Annotated in this window: 17 protein-coding genes; 6 read left to right on the top strand and 11 right to left on the bottom strand. The window is 59.2% G+C overall.

Annotated elements, in window-relative coordinates:
* The first annotated feature begins 463 nt into the window (after positions 1-463).
* Positions 464-1,486, top strand: coding sequence for a peptidyl-alpha-hydroxyglycine alpha-amidating lyase family protein (locus ACURWW_RS13100; protein WP_445617471.1), 1,023 nt, complete (start codon positions 464-466; stop codon positions 1,484-1,486).
* 121 nt (positions 1,487-1,607) lie between these two features.
* Here ACURWW_RS13100 and ACURWW_RS13095 read toward each other — a convergent pair whose 3' ends face one another.
* Positions 1,608-2,966, bottom strand: coding sequence for a HupE/UreJ family protein (locus ACURWW_RS13095; protein WP_445617472.1), 1,359 nt, complete (start codon positions 2,964-2,966; stop codon positions 1,608-1,610).
* A gap of 176 nt (positions 2,967-3,142) precedes the next feature.
* On the opposite strand from ACURWW_RS13095, the gene ACURWW_RS13090 reads away from it, so the two are divergent.
* Positions 3,143-4,333 (top strand): hypothetical protein, encoded by a 1,191-nt coding sequence (locus ACURWW_RS13090; protein WP_445617473.1) that lies wholly within the window; start codon positions 3,143-3,145, stop codon positions 4,331-4,333.
* 157 nt (positions 4,334-4,490) lie between these two features.
* Here the strand turns inward: ACURWW_RS13090 and ACURWW_RS13085 are convergent, their stop codons facing one another.
* Together ACURWW_RS13085 and ACURWW_RS13080 are read right to left on the bottom strand one after the other, a co-directional pair.
* Complete coding sequence (locus ACURWW_RS13085; protein WP_445617474.1) at positions 4,491-4,883, bottom strand: hypothetical protein; 393 nt, start codon at positions 4,881-4,883, stop codon at positions 4,491-4,493.
* A gap of 236 nt (positions 4,884-5,119) precedes the next feature.
* The gene (locus ACURWW_RS13080; RefSeq protein ID WP_445617475.1) at positions 5,120-7,198 is read right to left on the bottom strand and encodes an outer membrane protein assembly factor BamB family protein; all 2,079 of its coding nucleotides are present in this window, start codon (positions 7,196-7,198) and stop codon (positions 5,120-5,122) included.
* Positions 7,199-7,534: 336 nt separating this feature from the next.
* Between ACURWW_RS13080 and lptE the strand changes: the two genes are divergently transcribed.
* The 3 genes from lptE to parC all read left to right on the top strand — a co-directional run bounded on the left by lptE (position 7,535) and on the right by parC (position 11,461).
* A complete protein-coding gene (lptE, locus tag ACURWW_RS13075) occupies positions 7,535-8,131 on the top strand; it encodes an LPS assembly lipoprotein LptE (protein ID WP_445617476.1) in 597 nt (198 codons plus the stop codon).
* A gap of 98 nt (positions 8,132-8,229) precedes the next feature.
* Positions 8,230-9,105 carry a DMT family transporter gene (locus ACURWW_RS13070; RefSeq protein ID WP_445617477.1) on the top strand — a complete coding sequence of 292 codons (876 nt, stop codon included), beginning with the start codon at positions 8,230-8,232 and terminating at the stop codon, positions 9,103-9,105.
* A 94-nt stretch (positions 9,106-9,199) separates the two neighbouring features.
* Entirely contained in the window at positions 9,200-11,461 is a 2,262-nt protein-coding gene (gene parC / locus ACURWW_RS13065; RefSeq protein WP_445617478.1) for a DNA topoisomerase IV subunit A, read from the top strand.
* A gap of 62 nt (positions 11,462-11,523) precedes the next feature.
* Here the strand turns inward: parC and aceK are convergent, their stop codons facing one another.
* A complete protein-coding gene (gene aceK / locus ACURWW_RS13060) occupies positions 11,524-13,308 on the bottom strand; it encodes a bifunctional isocitrate dehydrogenase kinase/phosphatase (RefSeq protein WP_445617479.1) in 1,785 nt (594 codons plus the stop codon).
* Between the two features lie 112 nt (positions 13,309-13,420).
* Between aceK and ACURWW_RS13055 the strand changes: the two genes are divergently transcribed.
* Positions 13,421-14,512 carry a polysaccharide deacetylase family protein gene (locus ACURWW_RS13055; RefSeq protein ID WP_445617480.1) on the top strand — a complete coding sequence of 364 codons (1,092 nt, stop codon included), beginning with the start codon at positions 13,421-13,423 and terminating at the stop codon, positions 14,510-14,512.
* 9 nt (positions 14,513-14,521) lie between these two features.
* Here the strand turns inward: ACURWW_RS13055 and ACURWW_RS13050 are convergent, their stop codons facing one another.
* From ACURWW_RS13050 to ACURWW_RS13020, 7 genes are all read right to left on the bottom strand, one after another.
* On the bottom strand, positions 14,522-15,397 hold the full coding sequence (locus ACURWW_RS13050; RefSeq protein ID WP_445617481.1) for a glucosaminidase domain-containing protein: 876 nt from the start codon (positions 15,395-15,397) through the stop codon (positions 14,522-14,524).
* Complete coding sequence (locus tag ACURWW_RS13045) at positions 15,398-15,949, bottom strand: replication protein P (RefSeq protein WP_445617482.1); 552 nt, start codon at positions 15,947-15,949, stop codon at positions 15,398-15,400. It lies immediately after the preceding gene.
* A 34-nt stretch (positions 15,950-15,983) separates the two neighbouring features.
* The gene (locus ACURWW_RS13040) at positions 15,984-17,096 is read right to left on the bottom strand and encodes a DnaT-like ssDNA-binding domain-containing protein (RefSeq protein ID WP_445617483.1); all 1,113 of its coding nucleotides are present in this window, start codon (positions 17,094-17,096) and stop codon (positions 15,984-15,986) included.
* Between the two features lie 49 nt (positions 17,097-17,145).
* Positions 17,146-17,424 (bottom strand): hypothetical protein, encoded by a 279-nt coding sequence (locus ACURWW_RS13035; protein WP_445617484.1) that lies wholly within the window; start codon positions 17,422-17,424, stop codon positions 17,146-17,148.
* Positions 17,425-17,431: 7 nt separating this feature from the next.
* Entirely contained in the window at positions 17,432-17,851 is a 420-nt protein-coding gene (locus ACURWW_RS13030; protein WP_445617485.1) for a hypothetical protein, read from the bottom strand.
* 5 nt (positions 17,852-17,856) lie between these two features.
* Positions 17,857-18,156 (bottom strand): glycine zipper domain-containing protein, encoded by a 300-nt coding sequence (locus tag ACURWW_RS13025; protein WP_445617486.1) that lies wholly within the window; start codon positions 18,154-18,156, stop codon positions 17,857-17,859.
* A gap of 85 nt (positions 18,157-18,241) precedes the next feature.
* Positions 18,242-18,415 (bottom strand): DUF1328 family protein, encoded by a 174-nt coding sequence (locus ACURWW_RS13020; protein WP_445617487.1) that lies wholly within the window; start codon positions 18,413-18,415, stop codon positions 18,242-18,244.
* Between the last annotated feature and the right edge of the window lie 255 nt (positions 18,416-18,670).

The raw sequence follows: 18,670 nt of genomic DNA, 5'->3' as shown, positions 1-18,670 counted from the left end.
AATGGGCAAGCTTGAATATGGAGCTGCGATATTCAGAAGCCGAATACAAACGAAAAGCGCCTGAGGCTACTTAAACAAGACAACAGCGGAATGCCTGTGCTCTGAACGGTGCGTGAAATTTTTCACTATAAGAACTGCCGTTCTTAAAAGGAATTCATCGAGACGCTGTGTTACTGGCTCAAGTTCGGGCTTCGATCGCCCTTTTTGCAACTCTTATTCTTGATTTCTTTTGCGATTTGAAACTCGAGCCCCCGGGAGAGTGGTGCATCTTTTATTATTCCCGCGACGGGCTGTGCTGATTATATTCACGAGAGCTTGCCGGAGGGAAGCCCCAATTAAATAGTACGCAAACCTAACTAAACGGCGGAAAGCCGGGGAGAGGACTTTCACCGTGCGATCCGTTAGAGTGATTCAACGACAGAAAAACAAAAAATAACAACACAACCCAACGAGGAGCTCCCTGATGAATATGCCGAAATTTCTGGCTGTCTGTATCGGCGTTGCGTCGTCCAGCGTTGCCCTGGCTCAGCTTGATGATCCGAACGTTCTTCCCAATCCCTACGACACGGTCCCCGGCGTTTGGGCGGAGCTGCCCGACGGGCGTACCTGGGGTGCAACCAGCGCCGTTTATGTAGCGCCCGATGGCAAGCACATCTGGGCCGCCGAGCGCTGCGGCGGAAACACAGGCAGTTGCATGGATAACCCGGACATGGACCCGATTGTTCTGATCGACCCCGATGGCGAGATCGTGAAAAGTTTTGGCGCCGGCTTGATCGTCTGGCCCCACGGAATGCATGTGGACACGCAAGGAAATGTCTGGATTACCGACGCCCGGGGAGAGGACGGCAAGGGGCACCAGGTTCACAAGTTCAGCCCTGATGGCGAATTGCTTCTGAGCCTCGGCAAGCCCGGGACCGCAGGAGATGGTGACGACGTGTTCGACGGCCCCTCCGATGTTCTGGTGTCACCCAACGGAGACATTTTCGTTGCAGATGGACACGGATCCGGGGGCAATAATCGGATAGTGAAATTCGACCAGAACGGTGAGTTTATAAAGAGCTGGGGAACAACCGGAGCCGAAAACGGCGAGTTCCGTGATCCCCACGCCCTGGCTATGGATTCACAAGGGCGGCTGTTCGTGGGCGATCGTGGCAACTCCCGCATTCAGATTTTTGACCAGGACGGTAACCACATCGACACCTGGACCCAGTTCGGTCGCCCCAGCGGACTTTATATTGACGATAACGACGTTCTTTACTCGGCGGATTCCGAATCCAACACCGGACCCCAGCGAAACCCGGGGTGGTATCGTGGTATACGGATCGGCAGTGCCAAAGACGGATTTGTCACCGCCTTTATTCCCGACCCCAACAGCGGCGCGGCGCGAGGCACCAGCGTTGCGGAAGGAGTGACCGCGGATGCGGCGGGCAACGTCTATGGCGCGGAAGTCGCGCAGCGGATGTTGCGCAAGTACACCCCGCAATAACCCAACGGCGAAAAAGCCGATTGAAATGTGACGGCCCGAACAGGGAGGTTCGGCCGGTCGATGAGCACAGGACCATCCTCTGTTGCGAGATCCCCCGCCCGAATTCCTCGCCCCTGTGTCCTCAAAGGCGCTCTTGATTCAGACTGTTATCTGTCAGCGAAAGACGTCTGAACACTTGCAACAATAGCCAGGCAGCACCGGCAGCAATCATCAGCAGCATCATCCAGCGCATCAGGCCCGCCAGGAACATCGCATTCAGCGCCGGTGCCTGCAGGTCGTACTGGAGAAGCCCTGAACCCCGCTCCACCATCCAGTGCCAGGCGCTGTGGGTTATGAACGCCGACAACAGAATGACCCCGAACCTCTCGTTCTTGATCCATCTGAAAAACAGGTTCAGGACCGGAACGGCGATTATCAGCACCAGTAGCTGACCCAACTCTACTCCCACGTTAAATGCAAGAAGCGAACTGATCAGGTGGGTGCCGGCAAACTGCATCGTATCGGCCAACAGGAACGAAAAACCAAAACCATGAACCAGACCGAAACCGAAGGTCAGCATCCAGCGCTCCTGAAAGCGCGCACCAAGCATGTTCTCGCAGGCCATATATACGATCGAGAGCGCAATAAGAGTTTCGATCAAGACGGGAAACCAGGCGGCCGTCGGCGTGAGGCCGAATGCCGACCCGATGAGGGTAATTGAGTGGGCGATGGTGAAAGCTGTCACCACCGGAATCAGCGAGCGTATGCGCCGCATGGGGATGATCAGGCAGAAAAGAAACAGCAGGTGGTCAATGCCTTCCAAAATGTGGTCGAAGCCCAGCACGGTGAAGCGCGCCAGGGACTGAAAGAGCCCAGGATCCAGTTCCACACGGCCCGGATTGCCCAGGTAATTGAACACCCGCTCACCGCCATCGGGCAACACAAAGCGCAGCACGGTATTGGTTTCCATGCCCAGGCGACTCAACTCGGATTCGAAGGCAAAATTGGAGGTTTCCGATTGAATCGGAAAGCTCACCAGAACGTCCAGCAAACCCTGCGACCAATAGAGGTCAACCGAGTCGTCGAGCGCTGGGCTCAGTACGTTCGCCAATGCCGATTCGTAGGACCCGAAAGATCGATCCGAAGGCAACTCCACACGAGTGGCACTGAGCCGCCCCTTGTCGAGGAGCCGGTTGTCTTCGTAGACCCGCAGCGACTGCGAGACATAAGTCTGCGCCGCGTCCTCCACGGCCGCGTCGGCCCGGGCAAGGTCCAGGTAGCCGATTCCACGCTGCGGGAAAGCGATTTCACCCAGCGCGGCCATCGGCACGCGAACCAGCACCTTGAGTTCTTGTCCTTCCGGCTTCACGTAGGCATGTACGGTGACCCGAGCCGGTATGTCGTGTGCTGCAGCGGGAAAGGCGACGCCCAGCGCGAACAGAATAGTAATAAAAAGAGTGGAACTGTAAATGAGTGTTAACTTGCGGCTCGGAGATCTCATGGCGACTACTGTTGTGAATTGCCGTCGTGGCCGACAGCTGGCGTTGTTATTCAAAAATCATCTTGCGCAGTCTCTATTGCTGTTATCCGCGCGCAGATCGGTGTAGGAGTCCGAGTATACTGGCCCCGCGCAAGTGAGTATACTGGGTCACCAAAAGCCCATGGGGAGGAATAATAATGACTAAACGATCCAGAATAATCAGCGGTGTGGCTTTTGTTTTCGCCCTTGCCGCACTCGGCTTTGGCCAATCGAAGTTGCAGCAGCAAGCAGTTGCCGAGGGTGTTGGAGCGACCAAGGCGCCCGCTTTTCAGGTCGACCCCTTCTGGCCCAAACCTCTGCCCAATCATTGGATTCTTGGTAACGTGATCGGCGTCGCAGTGGACAGCCGCGATCACGTCTACATCGTGCACCGGGACCAGGACGAGATTTTCCTGGACCGTCGTGAAATCGGCCTCAAGCTGGGTGGAAGCGAATGCTGCGCCCCGGCGCCACCCGTTCTCGAATTCGATCCCGAAGGAAATCTGGTAAACGCCTGGGGTGGTCCGGGAGAAGGCTACGTGTGGCCCGCATCCAACCACGGCATTGAAGTTGCGCCAAATGGCGATATCTGGATCGGTGGCAACGGCGGGGGCGACTCCCACATCCTGGTGTTCAGCCGCGACGGCAAGTTCCTCAAGCAAATCGGTGAGCCCGGCAACGGTGCCGACAGTAACAGCACGGAGCACTTTGGCCGCGTCGCGGAGATTGCCATCGACGTGGACGCCAACGAGGCCTACATCGCGGATGGTTACATCAACAAGCGTGTTGCCGTTCTCGACTCCAAGTCCGGCGACTTCAAGCGGTTCTGGGGCGCCTATGGCAACAAGCCGGTCGATGGGCGCGTCAGCTATACACCGGGTGAGGAATTGCCGAAGCAATTTCGGGGGCCGGTCCATTGTGCGGAACCTTCCCACGACGGGCTCGTGTATGTTTGCGACCGGGGTGCCGACCGCATTCAGGTGTTCAAGACCGATGGAACGTTTGTGACCGAAAAGCAGATCCTGCCGGAAACTCTGGTACAGGGTTCGGTCTGGGATATCGCCTTCTCCAAAGATCCCGAGCAGCGTTACATCTACGTGGCGGACGGCCAGAATCATCGCGTTCACATTCTGGAACGCGAGTCGCTGGAGATCCTCACGACTTTCGGGGACGGTGGCCGCCAGCCAGGGTTGTTTTTTGCCGTGCACAGCATCGCCACGGACTCCAAAGGCAACGTCTACACCACGGAGACCTACGATGGACGTCGGCTGCAGAAGTTCGAGCTCAAGGGGCTGGAGCCGGTGGACGATCTGAACCGGGGTGCGCCCTGGCCGAAGGCTGAATTGTAAGCCCGGATCGCCGGACGGCAGTCAAACAAGACAGCCAAGCAAAAAAAGCCCGCTGACGAAAGTCAGCGGGCTTTTTTTTATGGCCTGGTGTTGATCACTTCACGCAAAAAGCCGCGGCCTGCGGCACAGGTTCGCGAACCCGCTTACGTTTCGACGGTTAATTGGTGTGGATAACAATGTCGCTCATGGAGCCGTCTTCGTGGCTCAACTCCTTGTTGCCGGCGGGATAGTCCAGCAGCGAAAAGATGTAGGCCATTACATCCGTGTACTCCTGCAATGCCAGACCGCCCGGGTTGCTCTCGGGCATGGAAAAGCTCACTGCATCATACAGGGCGCTCAGCGGCTGATTGTTCCAGACCTGGAACTTGGCCTGATAGAACTCGGGCACGTGGCATGCCTTGCAGTGGGTTTCGTAAACCTGTTTACCCCGTTCTGCCTGTTCTTCGGTGTAGACGCCATCCTGGGTGGAGAGTCCTTCGGCGAAGGCGCCACTGCTGCACAGTGCGACCAGTGCCACGGTACGACGCAGGAAGGTGTGATGTTTTGTCATTGAACTACTCCGATCTCTTTATTGGTCCGGTTGGCTGTATGGGGCCGCGTTGATGTTGATTATACAGGAGCTCTCCCTGAACACAGGCTGAACTCTTCGAGAGGCGAGGCGGTCAGCCGGATTACATCCACACAAAAAAGGCCGGGGCCTTTCAGCCTCGGCCTTTTGTTGTCACTGCCCACGGGATACCAGGCTGGCGAAGGAGCCTGCGGGGCAGGCTCTTCCGCTGGTACGCCTTAGTAAGCGGCAGGCTTCTTGGCCTTGCCGCCGTTCAGGGCCATTGTTGTCAGTTTGCTACCGGTTTGCAGCACCACGTACTGAACGCCATCGTGTACATAGGTCATCATGCCGTAGCGCGTTTCCGCCGGTGCCGGCACCTTGCCGACCTGCTCGCCGGTCTTTTTGTCGATGGCAAACAGGGCCGGTGAGCCGTCGCCGGTATGTCCCGCATAAATGAGCAGTGTATCGGTAACCGCCATGGGAGCCACACGCCCGGTACCGGTCTGACCCACGTCGATGCCTTTCAGCTTCGGATGGTTCTTGATGCGGTCCGGAGTTTCGCCCACAGGAATCCACCACAGGTGTTCACCGGTGTTCATGTCAATGGCGGTAATGCGGCTGTACGGCGGCTTGAAAAGCGGCAGGCCGTCTGGTCCGCGAACACCCTGAGGGCGCAACACCGCATAATCGGCGATTGTGGCACCACTTGGTTCGTCGAGGATTGCATCCCGCTCCTCACCGGGCGCGATCACGCGGGAGCTGCAGTGCTTGCGCGAGGTAACGTAAAGGATGCCCGACTCAGGGTCTGCAGCCGCGGGACCGTCAATGTTGACTCCGCCGATGTCACCGGGACACCACAAGGCGCCTTTCTTGCCCATGTCGTTATCGCGGTGAAGCGGGGGGTTAAACAGGGGACCGATCTCGTAGTCGGCGATGGCGGCGATGGCCTTTTCCCGCAACTCCGGAGTGAAGTCGATCAGATCGTCATGAGTGAGGCCCTGCATGTCGTAGGGTGCCGGCTTCGTCGGGAAGGGCTGGGTTTCGGCGAGTTTCTCGCCCGGAATCTTGGATGCCGGTACGGGTTTCTCTTCGATGGGCCACAGGGGTTCACCAGTCTCCCGGTTGAATGCATAGGCAAAGGCCTGCTTTGTCACCTGCACCACGGCCGGTACTTTTTTACCGTCCTGCTCCACGTCAAGGACCACAGGTGCGGTGGGGTTGTCGTAGTTCCAGATGTCGTGGTGAACGGTCTGGAAGTGCCACGCACGCTTGCCCGTTTTTACGTCCAGCGCGATAAGGCTCGTGCTGAAGAGGTTGTCGCCGGGGCGGAAGCCGCCGTAGAAGTCCAGAGTGGCGCCGTTGGTGGGAATGAACACCAGGCCACGCTCCGGATCCGCGGAAAGTGGTGCCCAGGAGGAGATGTCACCCGTGTACTTCCATGCGTCGTTCTCCCAGGTTTCATGACCGAACTCGCCGGGCTCCGGAAGCACGTCGAACTTCCACAGAAATTCGCCGGTCTTCGCATCGTAGGCCAGGATGTCTCCCGGAATGTTCTCGACGCGGCTCTGGTTGTAACCCTGTTCCGCCGAGTTGCCCACAATAACCACGCCGTTGACCACGATGGGTGGTGAGGAAGAAGTGATATAACCTTTCTCGATGGGCAGACCTTCGTAAGGATCGTACTCGTGGCCGAGGTCGGCCAGCAGGTCCACCACACCGGTTTCGGGGAAACCATCAATGGGCACTTTCTTGCCGAAGCCTTCCAGGGGTGCGCCGGTTTCCGCATCGAGAGCGGTCAGGAAGAACCCGGGGCTGATGATGTAGATAACGCCTTTGCCATCGACCTCTGCATAGGCCACGCCCTTGCCGTAATCCTTGCGCATGGAGTATTCCCAGCGCCGGGTCGTGGGCTCGCGATAGGACCAGATCGTTTCACCGGTTTCGGGATCAATTGCGACCACGTGCCGCCGAGGGCCGGCGACCGTGAATAGTTTGCCGTCCACATAGCTCGGTGTGGAGCGCCCGCTTCGCGCGTCAAAGCTGGTGCCGTCCCAAACCCAGGCTTCCTTGAGTTGTTCGAAGTTTTCCGCATCAATCTGATCGGCGGGCGAGTAGCGGGTGTGCCAGGCGCTTCCACCCAAATGGCGCCATTCCACGCTGTTGCCGTCTGCCTTCTCCTGGCTCGCGGCGCTCGCCATGGGCTTTGCCGCCGCCATGGTTGTGCCGCTGTCGGAACTGCACCCCGTCCCTGCAATCATTGCCCCCAGCGCCAGCGCGAGCAAGCCGCCGGCAGGGTTGTTTCGATTTGTTTTCATTATTCACTCTCCTCACTGGGTAGTGTCGCTGACCGTGGAAATGGGACAACTGCCAAACAGCATCCCCGGCCAGATCTCATGCGGACATAAAATAAAAGGAGCCGTATGCGAGACAATCGGCGTCGTTTGTTATCGGTCAACCGGCACTCGTCGAAGCTGCTTGTTGTTATGGACGCGCGTCGTCAGCAGGGTTTTGAGCATCCACGACGATGGTTCCACCGGCAGCAGAATCTGTGCCATAACCGGTAAAAGCCTCCGCTCGTAGACTCAAAGGAGTCTAGCCCCTCGCGTACTTGCTGTACAGACCCGGGTGTCCCGTCAGTCCTTCCCGGTGCTATGATCACCGCTAAAAATAAATCTGTGTTAGCGAGATCGCTCATGTTTTGTAAATTTTTGTTAGCTGCAGCGTTGAATCTATTCTTTGTTTTCGGAGTGTCCGCGGCTGAACTGCGGCTGGATTATCAGTACGGTGGCGAGCACGGTGTCAGCTTCAAGGAGATGCCGCGCGGCCCACTGAAGCTGGGCGAGTTCCTGGACGCGCGTACCGATGCGGACCCGCATACCCTGACCGCTGAATCAGGCGAGTCGGTACAGAGTGCCACACCCCTACCCGAATTGATCCGGAACGCTTTGCAAAGTGGCTTTGAGGCGGGCAGCGCCCAGTTGGTGACAAGTAATGAGCAATTGGTTCTGGATGGTGAAATGACCGAGTTCAGTACGCTCACGAAAGCAGGCGACATCCAGGTTACCGTTCGGGCCAAGGTCAGATTGAGCAACGCCGAGTCCGGCAATCAATTGTTTGCCAGCAGCATTTTCGGGCGCGGATCGGCGCCGGAGGCGCAGGGGCTTACCGCTGCGGTTTCAGCCAGTCTCGACAAGATGGTCGACGCCTTGATGTGGGATGACTACTTCCTGATGCAGGTTATCGAATAGGGCGATCGGATTCGCGATTCTTCCTCGCCGGTAATCTCTCTCGTTGAAATTGACGGCCCGTTGCGTAAGATTGGCCGACTTTTCCCGAGCGACTCCTCATGGGCCACATCACCCCCCGATTGCTGGGCGCCGCATTGCTTGCGGTGCTCTCCATGTCTCTGGTTCCCCTCCTCATCCGCAGTACCCAGGCCAACGAAATTACCATTGGACTGGTGCGCATCCTGGTTGCCGTACTGGCTCTCTCTCCCGTTGTAATCCCGCGGCAGGGCTTGAGGGGCCTGGGCCGGCGGGAATGGATGGGGCTGGCGGTGGTCGGCTTTGTCTTTGGCTGTCACTGGCTGAGTTACTTTCTCAGCATCAAAATGTCGAGTGCCTCGATCGCGGCGATCTCCATCTGCACCTACGGCATTCATTTGTTGCTGCTGAACTTTTTTATCAAGGGCCATCATATCCGCCCGGCGGAATGGCTGGCCGTGGTGGTGTGCTTTCTGGGTGTCGTCCTCATTGCTCCCAGTTTCGACCTTCGCAACCAGGTAACACTGGGGATGCTGATGGGGGTATTCAGCGGGTTCCTTTACGCATGCCTGCCGCTGCTGCACCAGCGCATCATGCACGTTCCCACCATGAGCCGGGCCTGGGGTCAGTTTGCGTTTGCCGCTCTGGTGTTCGTGCCCCTGGCCGGGTACAGCGAATGGGATCTGCAGCTGGCCGACTGGTGGCGGCTTCTGGTTCTGGGGCTGGTCTGTACGGTACTTGGCCACACCCTGTGGGTGAAAGCCAGTTCGGAATTACCACCGGTGGTCACGGGGGTGTCCTACTACCTCTATGTGCCCATTGCCATGGTGGGCAGCTTTGCGCTGCTCGACGAAGCCATAACGCCGTCCATGGTCCTGGGCGCGGGGCTGATCATTGCTGCCAACGTGAGCATTGCTCTGCTGGCCTGGCAGCGCAGCAGGCGCGCTGTGTCCCCCTAGCGAGTACGGGACGCGGTTGATTGATTCCCGGGAAGGAATCCAATAGAGTTTCGCCAGTTTTTCATTCACCTCCGTTATGGATCAGACATTCCTTATGTGTGCTGACACCACCCAGCCTCCCTATTCCGACGCCGACGAATACATTCCCCTGAAACAGTACACGGAAAAGGCCTACCTGGATTACTCCATGTACGTGATTCTGGACCGTGCTCTACCGAACATCGGCGACGGGCTCAAACCGGTCCAGCGCAGGATCGTCTACGCCATGAGCGAACTTGGCCTGAAAGCAGGGGCCAAGTACAAAAAATCGGCGCGCACCGTCGGCGATGTGATCGGCAAATTTCATCCCCATGGAGATTCCGCCTGCTACGAGGCCATGGTCCTGATGGCGCAGCCGTTCTCCTACCGTTATCCCCTGGTGGACGGCCAGGGTAACTGGGGCTCGCCGGACGATCCCAAGTCCTTCGCCGCAATGCGTTATACGGAGTCGAAACTGACCCGTTACAGCGACGTGTTGCTGTCCGAGCTGGGGCAGGGCACGGTGGACTGGGAACCCAACTTCGACGGCACCATGGAAGAGCCTTCAGTGCTGCCGGCCCAGGTGCCCAATGTTCTTCTGAACGGCACCACAGGTATTGCCGTTGGCATGGCCACGGATATTCCGCCCCACAATCTGAGGGAGGTGGTGAGCGCGACCATTCGCCTGCTGGAAAATCCCAAAAGCACCGTGGCTGAGTTGTGTGAACACATTCTCGGGCCCGACATGCCCACCGAGGCGGAACTCATCACTCCGCGGTCGGACATCATGAAGATCTACGAGACCGGCCGGGGCAGCCTGAAAATGCGCGCAGTCTGGGGCGAGGAGCGAGGCGATGTGGTCATCACGGCCCTCCCGCACCAGGTCAGCGGTGCCAAGGTGCTCGAGCAGATCGCGGCACAGATGCAGGCGAAAAAGCTTCCCATGGTTGCGGACCTCCGGGACGAGTCCGACCACGAAAACCCCACCCGGCTGGTGATTGTGCCTCGCTCAAACCGGGTGGACATGGAGCAGGTGATGAATCACCTGTTCGCCACCACCGATCTGGAAAAAAACTACCGGGTCAATCTCAACATGATTGGCATCGACGGGCGCCCGGCGGTGAAATCGCTGGACAAGATTCTGGGCGAATGGCTCAGCTTCCGGATGGTGACCGTACGTCGCCGGCTCCAGCACCGCCTCGACAAGGTTCAGAAGCGCCTGCACATCCTGGAAGGCTATCTGGTCGCCTTTCTGAACATCGACGAAGTGATCCACATCATTCGCACCGAGGACCATCCCAAAGAGGTGATGGTGGAGCGCTTCAAGATCACCGAGACTCAGGCCGAAGCAATTCTTGAACTGAAGCTGCGGCAAATCGCCAAACTCGAGGAGATCAAGATCCGTGGCGAGCAGGAAGATTTGCTCAAGGAGCAAACCGAACTTGAAAAAATCCTTGGTTCGGCAGCGCGCCTGAAGACGCTGATCCGCAAGGAGCTCACCAAGGTCGCCGAGGAGTACGGAGATGAACGCCGTTCTCCGCTGGTGGAGCGGGAAGAGGCCCAGGCCCTCAGCGAGACCGAGCTGCTCAGCAGTGACCCTGTAACCGTGGTGCTTTCGGAGAAGGGCTGGATACGCGCGGCAAAGGGTCACGACATCGATCCCGCCGGCCTCAATTACCGGTCGGGGGACAGCTACAAGACTTCCGCTCCCGGCAAGAGCAATCAATTTGCCTATCTTCTGGACTCCACTGGCCGCAGCTACGCCATCCCCGCCCATACACTGCCCTCCGCACGCAGTCAGGGGGAGCCGGTAACGGGCCGCCTCAATCCGCCCAGCGGTGCGACTTTCGAAGGGTTGCTGATGGGAACGGACGAGCAGCGCCTGTTATTGAGCTCCGACGCGGGTTACGGCTTCATCGCGAAACTCGGCGACCTGTTTACCAAAAACCGCGCCGGCAAGTCGGTGCTGACCTTGCCCAAGGGTGCGCGGGTTCTGAGCCCCGTTCCGATCAGAGACAGGGAAAAGGATCTGGTGGTGGCTATCGGCAGCGAGGGTCGCATGCTGGTATTCCCCGTCGGTGAGCTGCCGGAAATGGCACGGGGTAAAGGCAACAAGATACTCAACATCCCTTCCAAGCGCCTGCAAGCCCGCGAAGAATATGCTGTTGCAATCACGGTCGTCGGTGAGGGCGACCAGCTGCTCGTTTATTCGGGCAAACAGCATCTGAACCTGAAAGCGGCGGACCTGGCTCATTACATGGGCGAGCGGGGCCGCCGCGGCAACAAGTTGCCGCGCGGCTACCAGCGAGTCAGCGGGGCTGAAGTCGTTTCCTCCTGAGACCGGCGGACCGAAGGGGGGCGATCCTCCCTCGGTCCCCCTCGCGCTTCGTCAGTCACTTCTTACTGATAATGGCGGGCCCGCTTCTGGGTGGTCATGTCCTGACGGGCAAAGCGTTTGCGGCGGCGATAGGGGAATGTGTCCGCCACAAACCCTTCCTGAACCTGGTGCTGGATCTGCTGCCAATAGCGATAGTCGTACAGGTCCGAGTGCCGGCTTTCAAACGCCTTGCGAGCCTTCTCGTTGCCTGCGAAGAACAGGCGGAACTCTTCCGGGAAAATGTCATTCTCCCGCACCGTATAGAACGGTGTGCTCGACAGCTCTTCCATGTCGTTCTGCGGCTCGGGGATCTTGCGGAAACGACATTCGGTAATGGCCGCGATCTCGTCGTAGTCGTAGAAGACCACCCGCCCATGACGAGTGACGCCGAAGTTTTTCAGAAGCATGTCGCCGGTGAAGATGTTCGCCACGGCCAACTCCTTGATGGCGTTGCCGTATTCGTCCATGACGTCCTCGATCTGTTCGTCGGTCGCGTCGTTGAGGTAAAGGTTTAGCGGCGTCATGCGACGTTCGATGTAGACGTGCTTTACGATCAGGAGCTTGTCGGTCATGGTGATCTTGGATGGCGCAACCTCGAGCAACTCCTCGATCAATTCATCGCTGAACCGATTGCGGTAAAAGATGAAGTTCCGGTATTCCTGAGTGTCCGCCATGCGGCCTGCCCGGTCGGATCGCGAAACGAGCTTGTACTTCTCCTTCACCGTTGCCTCGGTAACATTCTTCGGCGAACCGAACTTGTCCTTGATGATCTTGAACACCACATCGTAGGACGGCAGGGTGAACACCGTCATCACCATGCCCTTGATGCCCGGGGCAATCACGAATTTGTCTTCGCTGTTCTTGAGGTGCCGGATGATGTGGCGGTAAAACTCTGTCTTGCCGTGCTTGTTGAAACCAATCGCGTTGTAAATCTCCATGACATCCTTCTGGGGGATGAGGGAGCGGATGAAGCGAACGAAACGCGACGGAATGGGCGCGTCCACCATAAAATAGGAGCGGGTGAAACTGAAAATAATGCTGACGTCATCGGGCTCGAAGATCACCGAGTCCACGTAGATTCCGTTGCGCTCATTGTGGAGCAGCGGCAGGATCAGAGGAATGATGCCCCCTTCGTGAATGACCCGGCCGACCAGGTAAGCGCCCTTGTTGCGGTAAAAGACCGATTCGAGAATATGCACCCGGACCTTGGAAAAATCGCCCTGGAGATGGGGCATGACATATTCCTGAATCGCGTGCACGATGTTGGCGGTGTCCCGCTTTTTGTTCTCCCAGGGTACGGAGAACGCAAAATCGTCCAGTATCCGGGAGACCAGATGAACCAGGCCCTTTTCGATGCTGTAAGGCACGTAGATGGAGTAGCCTTTCAGGGGCTTGTCGTCCGGTGAGCGGGATGGCTTCACGAACAGGTATCGGTCGTGAATGTGTTCGTGCTCGAAGTGACCGCAAAAAATCGAATTGAAAAAAGTCTCGGCGATCTCGTAATTGCTGTGGTTTTCCACTAACTGGGCGTAGGCGTTGCGGGCCTGCCGCCACAACTCCAGATCGTTGACGTCCTTGCTGGTCACCTCGCGGGTCAGTTGGCGGATCTGATCCACCTTGCGCTTGTACAGCTCGATGCGCTCCCGATGGGCGCTCTGCACGCCTTGCCAGTCCGCCTTCTCGAATCGGGCTTTTGCCCCCAGGGTGAAGTTCTGAAAATCGGCAAAGTAGGCTTCAAAACCGTTGAGAATGGTCTTGGCAATCCGTCGCGCCGTGGGTGAAGGGCTGTCGAGTTCCGTTATGCTCATGGTCATCCGATAGCAGGGGCCGTGGGAGCTGCTATAGTGGCTGATTGGAGGGTGAAAGTCATCCCGGGTCGGCCCCTTTCCCGGGCGGGCGATAGTTGATGTAGAGGTAAGTATGTCTGTTGCAATGTATCTGCGAGCGGCCAGCATGGCGGCAGTAGTCCTGATGCTTTTTGCTTCCGCCCGCACGGTCGAAGCCGCCGTGGTTCTTCAGTATCACCATGTCAGCGACTCCACCCCCCGCGCCACATCCATATCTCCCGCGCTGTTCCGCGAGCACATGAAATACATCGAGGCCGCGGGCTTCGCCGTGCGGCCACTGGAGGATCTGACCCGGGCGCTGGCCGCCGGGGACACCCTGCCGGACAAAACCGTGGCCATCACCTTTGATGACGGCTATGAATCGGTTTATACCGAGGCATTTCCAGTGCTGCGGCAATATGGCTGGCCGTTTACCGTGTTCGTGAACAGCCGCCCCCTGGATCAGCGATTGACACAATTTGTGAGCTGGGAGCAATTGCGCGAGATGGCCCAGGCCGGCGCGACCATCGCGAACCATTCCTGGACCCATCCTCACATGGTGCGCCGCGCACCGGGTGAATCCGCGGCCCAGTGGCGCAAGCGGATGAGCGCCGAGATCCTCAAGGCCGAAGAGCGGATTACGGAAGCCACCGGGCAGGCTCATCAAATCTTTGCCTACCCTTATGGCGAATACGACACGGCCACCCAGGCGCTGCTGGCGGAGTTGGGTTTTGTGGCCTTTGCACAGCAATCCGGTCCCCTGGCCCCCATCGATGATCCGCAGGCGCTGCCGCGCTTTCCATTTGGCGGTCCGTACGGAACACTGAGTGACTTCAAGGTAAAGGTGGGCACCCTGCCCATGCCCCTGGAAAAAGTGGAGGTCCTGGGAGACGGCCGCAGCATCGCCGACACTCTGCTCCCTCAGTCCGTGAACCGTCCGGAACTGCGTCTGACCTTCGGGGATGCGGGCACAGCCCGGCGTGTGCAATGTTTTGCCAGCGGTCAGGGGGCGATTCCCCTGAAAGTGGACGGGCGGACCGTGATCGCACGGGCGGCGGAAAGTCTCCCGGTGGGGCGCTCCCGCTACAACTGCACGGCGGCGAGTGGCGAGGCGGGGCGTTACCACTGGTATTCCCGAGCCTTCATCCGCAAGAAGGCAGACGGCCAATGGTACGAGGAGCAGTAAGGCGGGCTGTCAGTCGGCCGAACTCAACTCCACCCCGTTGGTGAAGTCCAGCGCGGTGAGTTCGTTGCCGCGAATGATCTGCCGCAACTCCTGCACGTAGTCCTGGCCGCGTTCCGAGTAGTTTCCCAGCCCCTGAATCAGGTTCAGCCCCTGCAAGTCCCGGCCCTCCCCACGCAAGCCCTCGCGAATGGCCCGCAGGCGCCGATAGGCCCGGTGGGTGTTGATGTTGCGAAAATAAGAGCTTATGGATTCCCGGGCCGAGCTGAAGGCCGCAACCTCGTGGGCTGCCCCGGAATTTCGATCCAGGGGCACCAGGCCGCAGCCCTCGCGGAAACACCACTGGCCGAAAAAATTGTTCCCTTCCCGCGCAAAGCGTGAGGTCCCCCAGGCGGACTCGGTGGCCGCCTGCGCCAGAACCATAGATGCGGGAATACGGTCCACCCGACGCAGGAGCCGGATGATCTGCTCGTCAGTACTCACGGACAGGTCGTCCAGGCCATAGTCCCCAAGTGTTTCATCGAGAAATGCGCGCGAGCCACGACCCAGTTTGCCGCGGCTGTGAAATTCCCGCTGCACGGCGAGAATCCGTTGACGCTTCTCCGCGATTGCCTCGTTCTGTTCCCGGACCATCGGCAGCATAAAGTCGAAGAAGGCTTTTTTCCGGTCTGCAATAACCTCTATAGCGGCAAAGTCGGGAGGGAGGCGTTCGCTCTCGGTGTGGGAGGACGCGGGGCGGGCATTCACAACCTTTTCGCCCAAGGTCCACCGCGGCAGCGAGAACACTGCTGCGAGGCAGGCAAAAGCGTAGACAAGAAAGGCGATCGCGATGAGTGCCCACTTGACGGTGGGGCGGCCCCGGCTATCCAGGTAAAGAGTGGAGTACATCTAAATCTTCAGTTCCTTGCGCAGGCTCTTCAAACGGTCCCGGTTTTCCTCCTTGCTCAGGGGAGTGGCCGTTTCGGCTTCGATCATTTTTACCTGGATTTCCGGCAGCGCCTCCCCGGCCATCACCTTCTCGCACCAGCGCTGATACTGTTGCTTGAACAGCGGGAACGCCACGTACTCGGGGCTGCTGCCGAGAAAAAACCAGTCCGTGTCCCGCCCGGCGAAATACACCGCCGGATGGCTCCAGGCGTAAGCCGCCTTGGGGCTGGGGGCGTGGCAGGCTTCAAGGTAGGCCCGGTGGGCGTCCGGAAGGCCGTGGCTGGCCGGATCGCCCTGGCAGTAGGTGATCATCTTGTGCAGCGTGGGCAGGTATTCGGAACGTTCGATGGCCTGCTTGGCGGCGTGCAGGATGGTTGCGGAGGAAAACCGGGACAGACTGTCGAGCCAGAGCTTCTTGGTCTGGTTCAATAGTTGGGTATCGCTGAACGCCGCGTAATACTGGTTGTGATAATTGACCCGGAATAGCGCAAAGATCTGGTTGATGGCATCCACCAGATCAGCCCGGCCCTCGTTGCCGCGGTCCGAGTCAGTACGCCCAGCTGCGGTCGGTGAGGTCGTCGACGAGGGAGCGTTCTCGCGTCTTGGAGTGGGAGACTTTTCCGGCATTGTGCTGACTCTGTGACTCTGTGCTGAGGGCGTGGCTGCGGGCCCAATGGAATTTCACGTGTTGCAGGAACTTGGTGTTCCAGGACGATTGTACCTGTTTATTGTCGCGCCAAAAAATGACGAACTCCTTCAGCAGCCCCTGGGCGAAGGAAATATCGATATTCGCCAGGCGCAGTACATCGTAAACATCCTCACTGGGCTGCCAGTCGGCGGGAATCGGTTTGGGCACCGTGTCGTTCTCGACGGTGGCCGTGTAGCGGTTCCACTGGCGGCGCACGTGTTGGATGAACTTGCTGTTCCAGGTGCGGGAACTCTCACCGCGCTCCTGCCAATAAAGTACGAACTCCGCGACGGCATCCTCCACGAACTGCTGGTTGATGCCCGCGTGCTTGACCAGCACCTCCATCGCGTCGTGACTGGGGCGCCAACCGCTGTCCATGGGGCTGGCGGTCTCGCGACGCCGGAAATCCGTTTCGTGATTCCGCCAGGCATGCAGCACGGAGCGCAGGAATTTCGCGCCCCAGGCGTGGGCCGGCTCGTCCCGCTCCCGCCAGTAGGTAATGAACTCCGGCAATTGCTCCTGAGCGAATGACTGGGGAATGTTGCGCTGGGCGAGCTGCTGCCAGACGTCGTCGCTGGGTTGCCAGTTGGGCGGGATGCGGTTCGCGCCGCGCACGGGAGTGTTGTGGGCCCGCGGCCGCGGCGCTTCCGCGGGAGCGCGCCCCGGCCGTTCGTTGAAGGCAAATCGCAGGCGGCCGCTCTGGGTGAACGGCGCGGAATTGAGCAGGATGATGCCTTTGTCCCGCAGGCTCTTGCTGACTCGCTGGACATCCAGTGGGGTCCAGAAGGGCATGTAGCGGCCCACCACCTGCTCGTCCAGTTCCAGCCAGTTGTAGCCGTCCTGCGCTTCACCCGGTCGATGCTCCGCCAGCTCGTTCAGGACAGCGAGCATGGCGGCCTCTTCCAGGCCAATGGTGGCAGCCAGCGAAGGGGAGACCAGGAGGGGTTTTTCGGGAATGAGAGATGAAGACATGGAGCTAGTCTAGCGCCGCGCGGAGCGCCCCGCCAGAAATACTCGAACTTCAGGCGTGGCTTGCGACGTTGACCAGGGCCTCGGCGAGAAGTGGTTTGGCCAGGGATTTCAGCACAGGAAGCAGGCGTCCGGGTTTGTCGCTGCGCACCATGCCAAAAACGCAACCGGCTCCGAACGAGAACAGCAGGCCCGCCGGGCTGCCAATAAAGTGTACCGCTCGGGTTTTTCCGAGCCCGAGGATGGTACCGAGCAGTTCCCGGTTATGACCCAGGTCGAAGCGAAGCGCTTCGGCCCGGGCGATGTCCCGTTTCAGGAGCAGTGTCAACATGATGTCCCTATTCCGCTCTGGCCCCCTGCCCGAACAGGTCGGCCACGGCGCGTCTGCTGTTGGGAAAAAATGCATACCGGGCCAGCGCCCGCATCTGCTGGGCGAGCACGGCAAAGGCCAGCGCGTGCAGGACGAGCACCCCTAGAACGATCCCCCAGCCGGGAACTCCCGCTTCCACGGCCCCATAGACGCACAGCGCCACCAGTACCACCCAGCTCCCGGCAATCAGGCCGGCCAGGCACAGGGTAAGCGCCGCGATAAGCAGAAGGCTGCGCAAAGCCAGCCGCCCGTCCGTCTCCAGCAACTCCACACCGTCCGCCAGCATTTGTTTGAGAAGCCAGGGTAAATCGGCGAGCAGGTCGGCCAGTTCCGGTGGCGGCGGGCTACCGGGTTCAGAAGGCTGGGGCGCTTCCTCGGCGACAGCCATTGGCCTCAACGGCGCCCGCTGAACAGCGCCGCCATCAGCGCACCAGCAGCGAAGGCGGCTCCGGCGGCGGTGATTGGGTGCTCCCGGACATAATCGCGCGCGCGATCAAGATTGTCGCTGACCCGGGTACGCACAAGCTCCTGGGTCTCGGTGTACTTCCCGGCGGAGGAGGTAGCGGCTTCGCGCAGCGCCTGTTCGGAGCGCGAAGCGCGTTCTGCCAGAGCGTCGATGGAGCGGTGCGCCGCCGCTACGGTTTTCTCGGTTACCGGCGCGCCAGCGGGTGTTTCGGAATAGGGGGATGTCATCGAAAGTTACTCCTTCCTTAGGTATCGATCGGGGGCACTCGTTGCCGTACTTGTGGAGGGCGATCCGGCACTCCGCGCATGCTGCCTAGTCGTTGTCCGCCTGCGCCACCAGGCCCGCGACCAGTGAAATCAGCAACAGGGCGAGGAACACCACGAACAGAACCTGCGCGAAGGCCGCGATGCTGGAGCCGACCCCGCCGAAGCCCAGAAGCCCGGCCAGCACCGCCAGCAGCAGGAAAATAAAAGCCCATCGCAGCATGCGAGAAACCTCCCTTGAAAAATTCTTTTCGGGCCCATGCAGATGCGGGATGCAGTTGGGCCTGTGATAGTGCATTAAAGTGCAGTTTCAGCAACGCAATGGCTGTGCCAGAACGACTGCTGTGCAGCCGTCCCGGCCCCCTGCTCCCCCGCATTGGCGCGTGAAGCCCGCAGCGGCAGCTGGCGTCTTTTTTCGTGTGTGATATCGGTATAGCGAAACAGATCTCGCAGTCCGGCAGGGGGCCGCTTCCAGATC

Source organism: Gilvimarinus sp. F26214L, from assembly GCF_054401055.1.
This window is presented reverse-complemented; position numbering and strand designations above follow the sequence as displayed.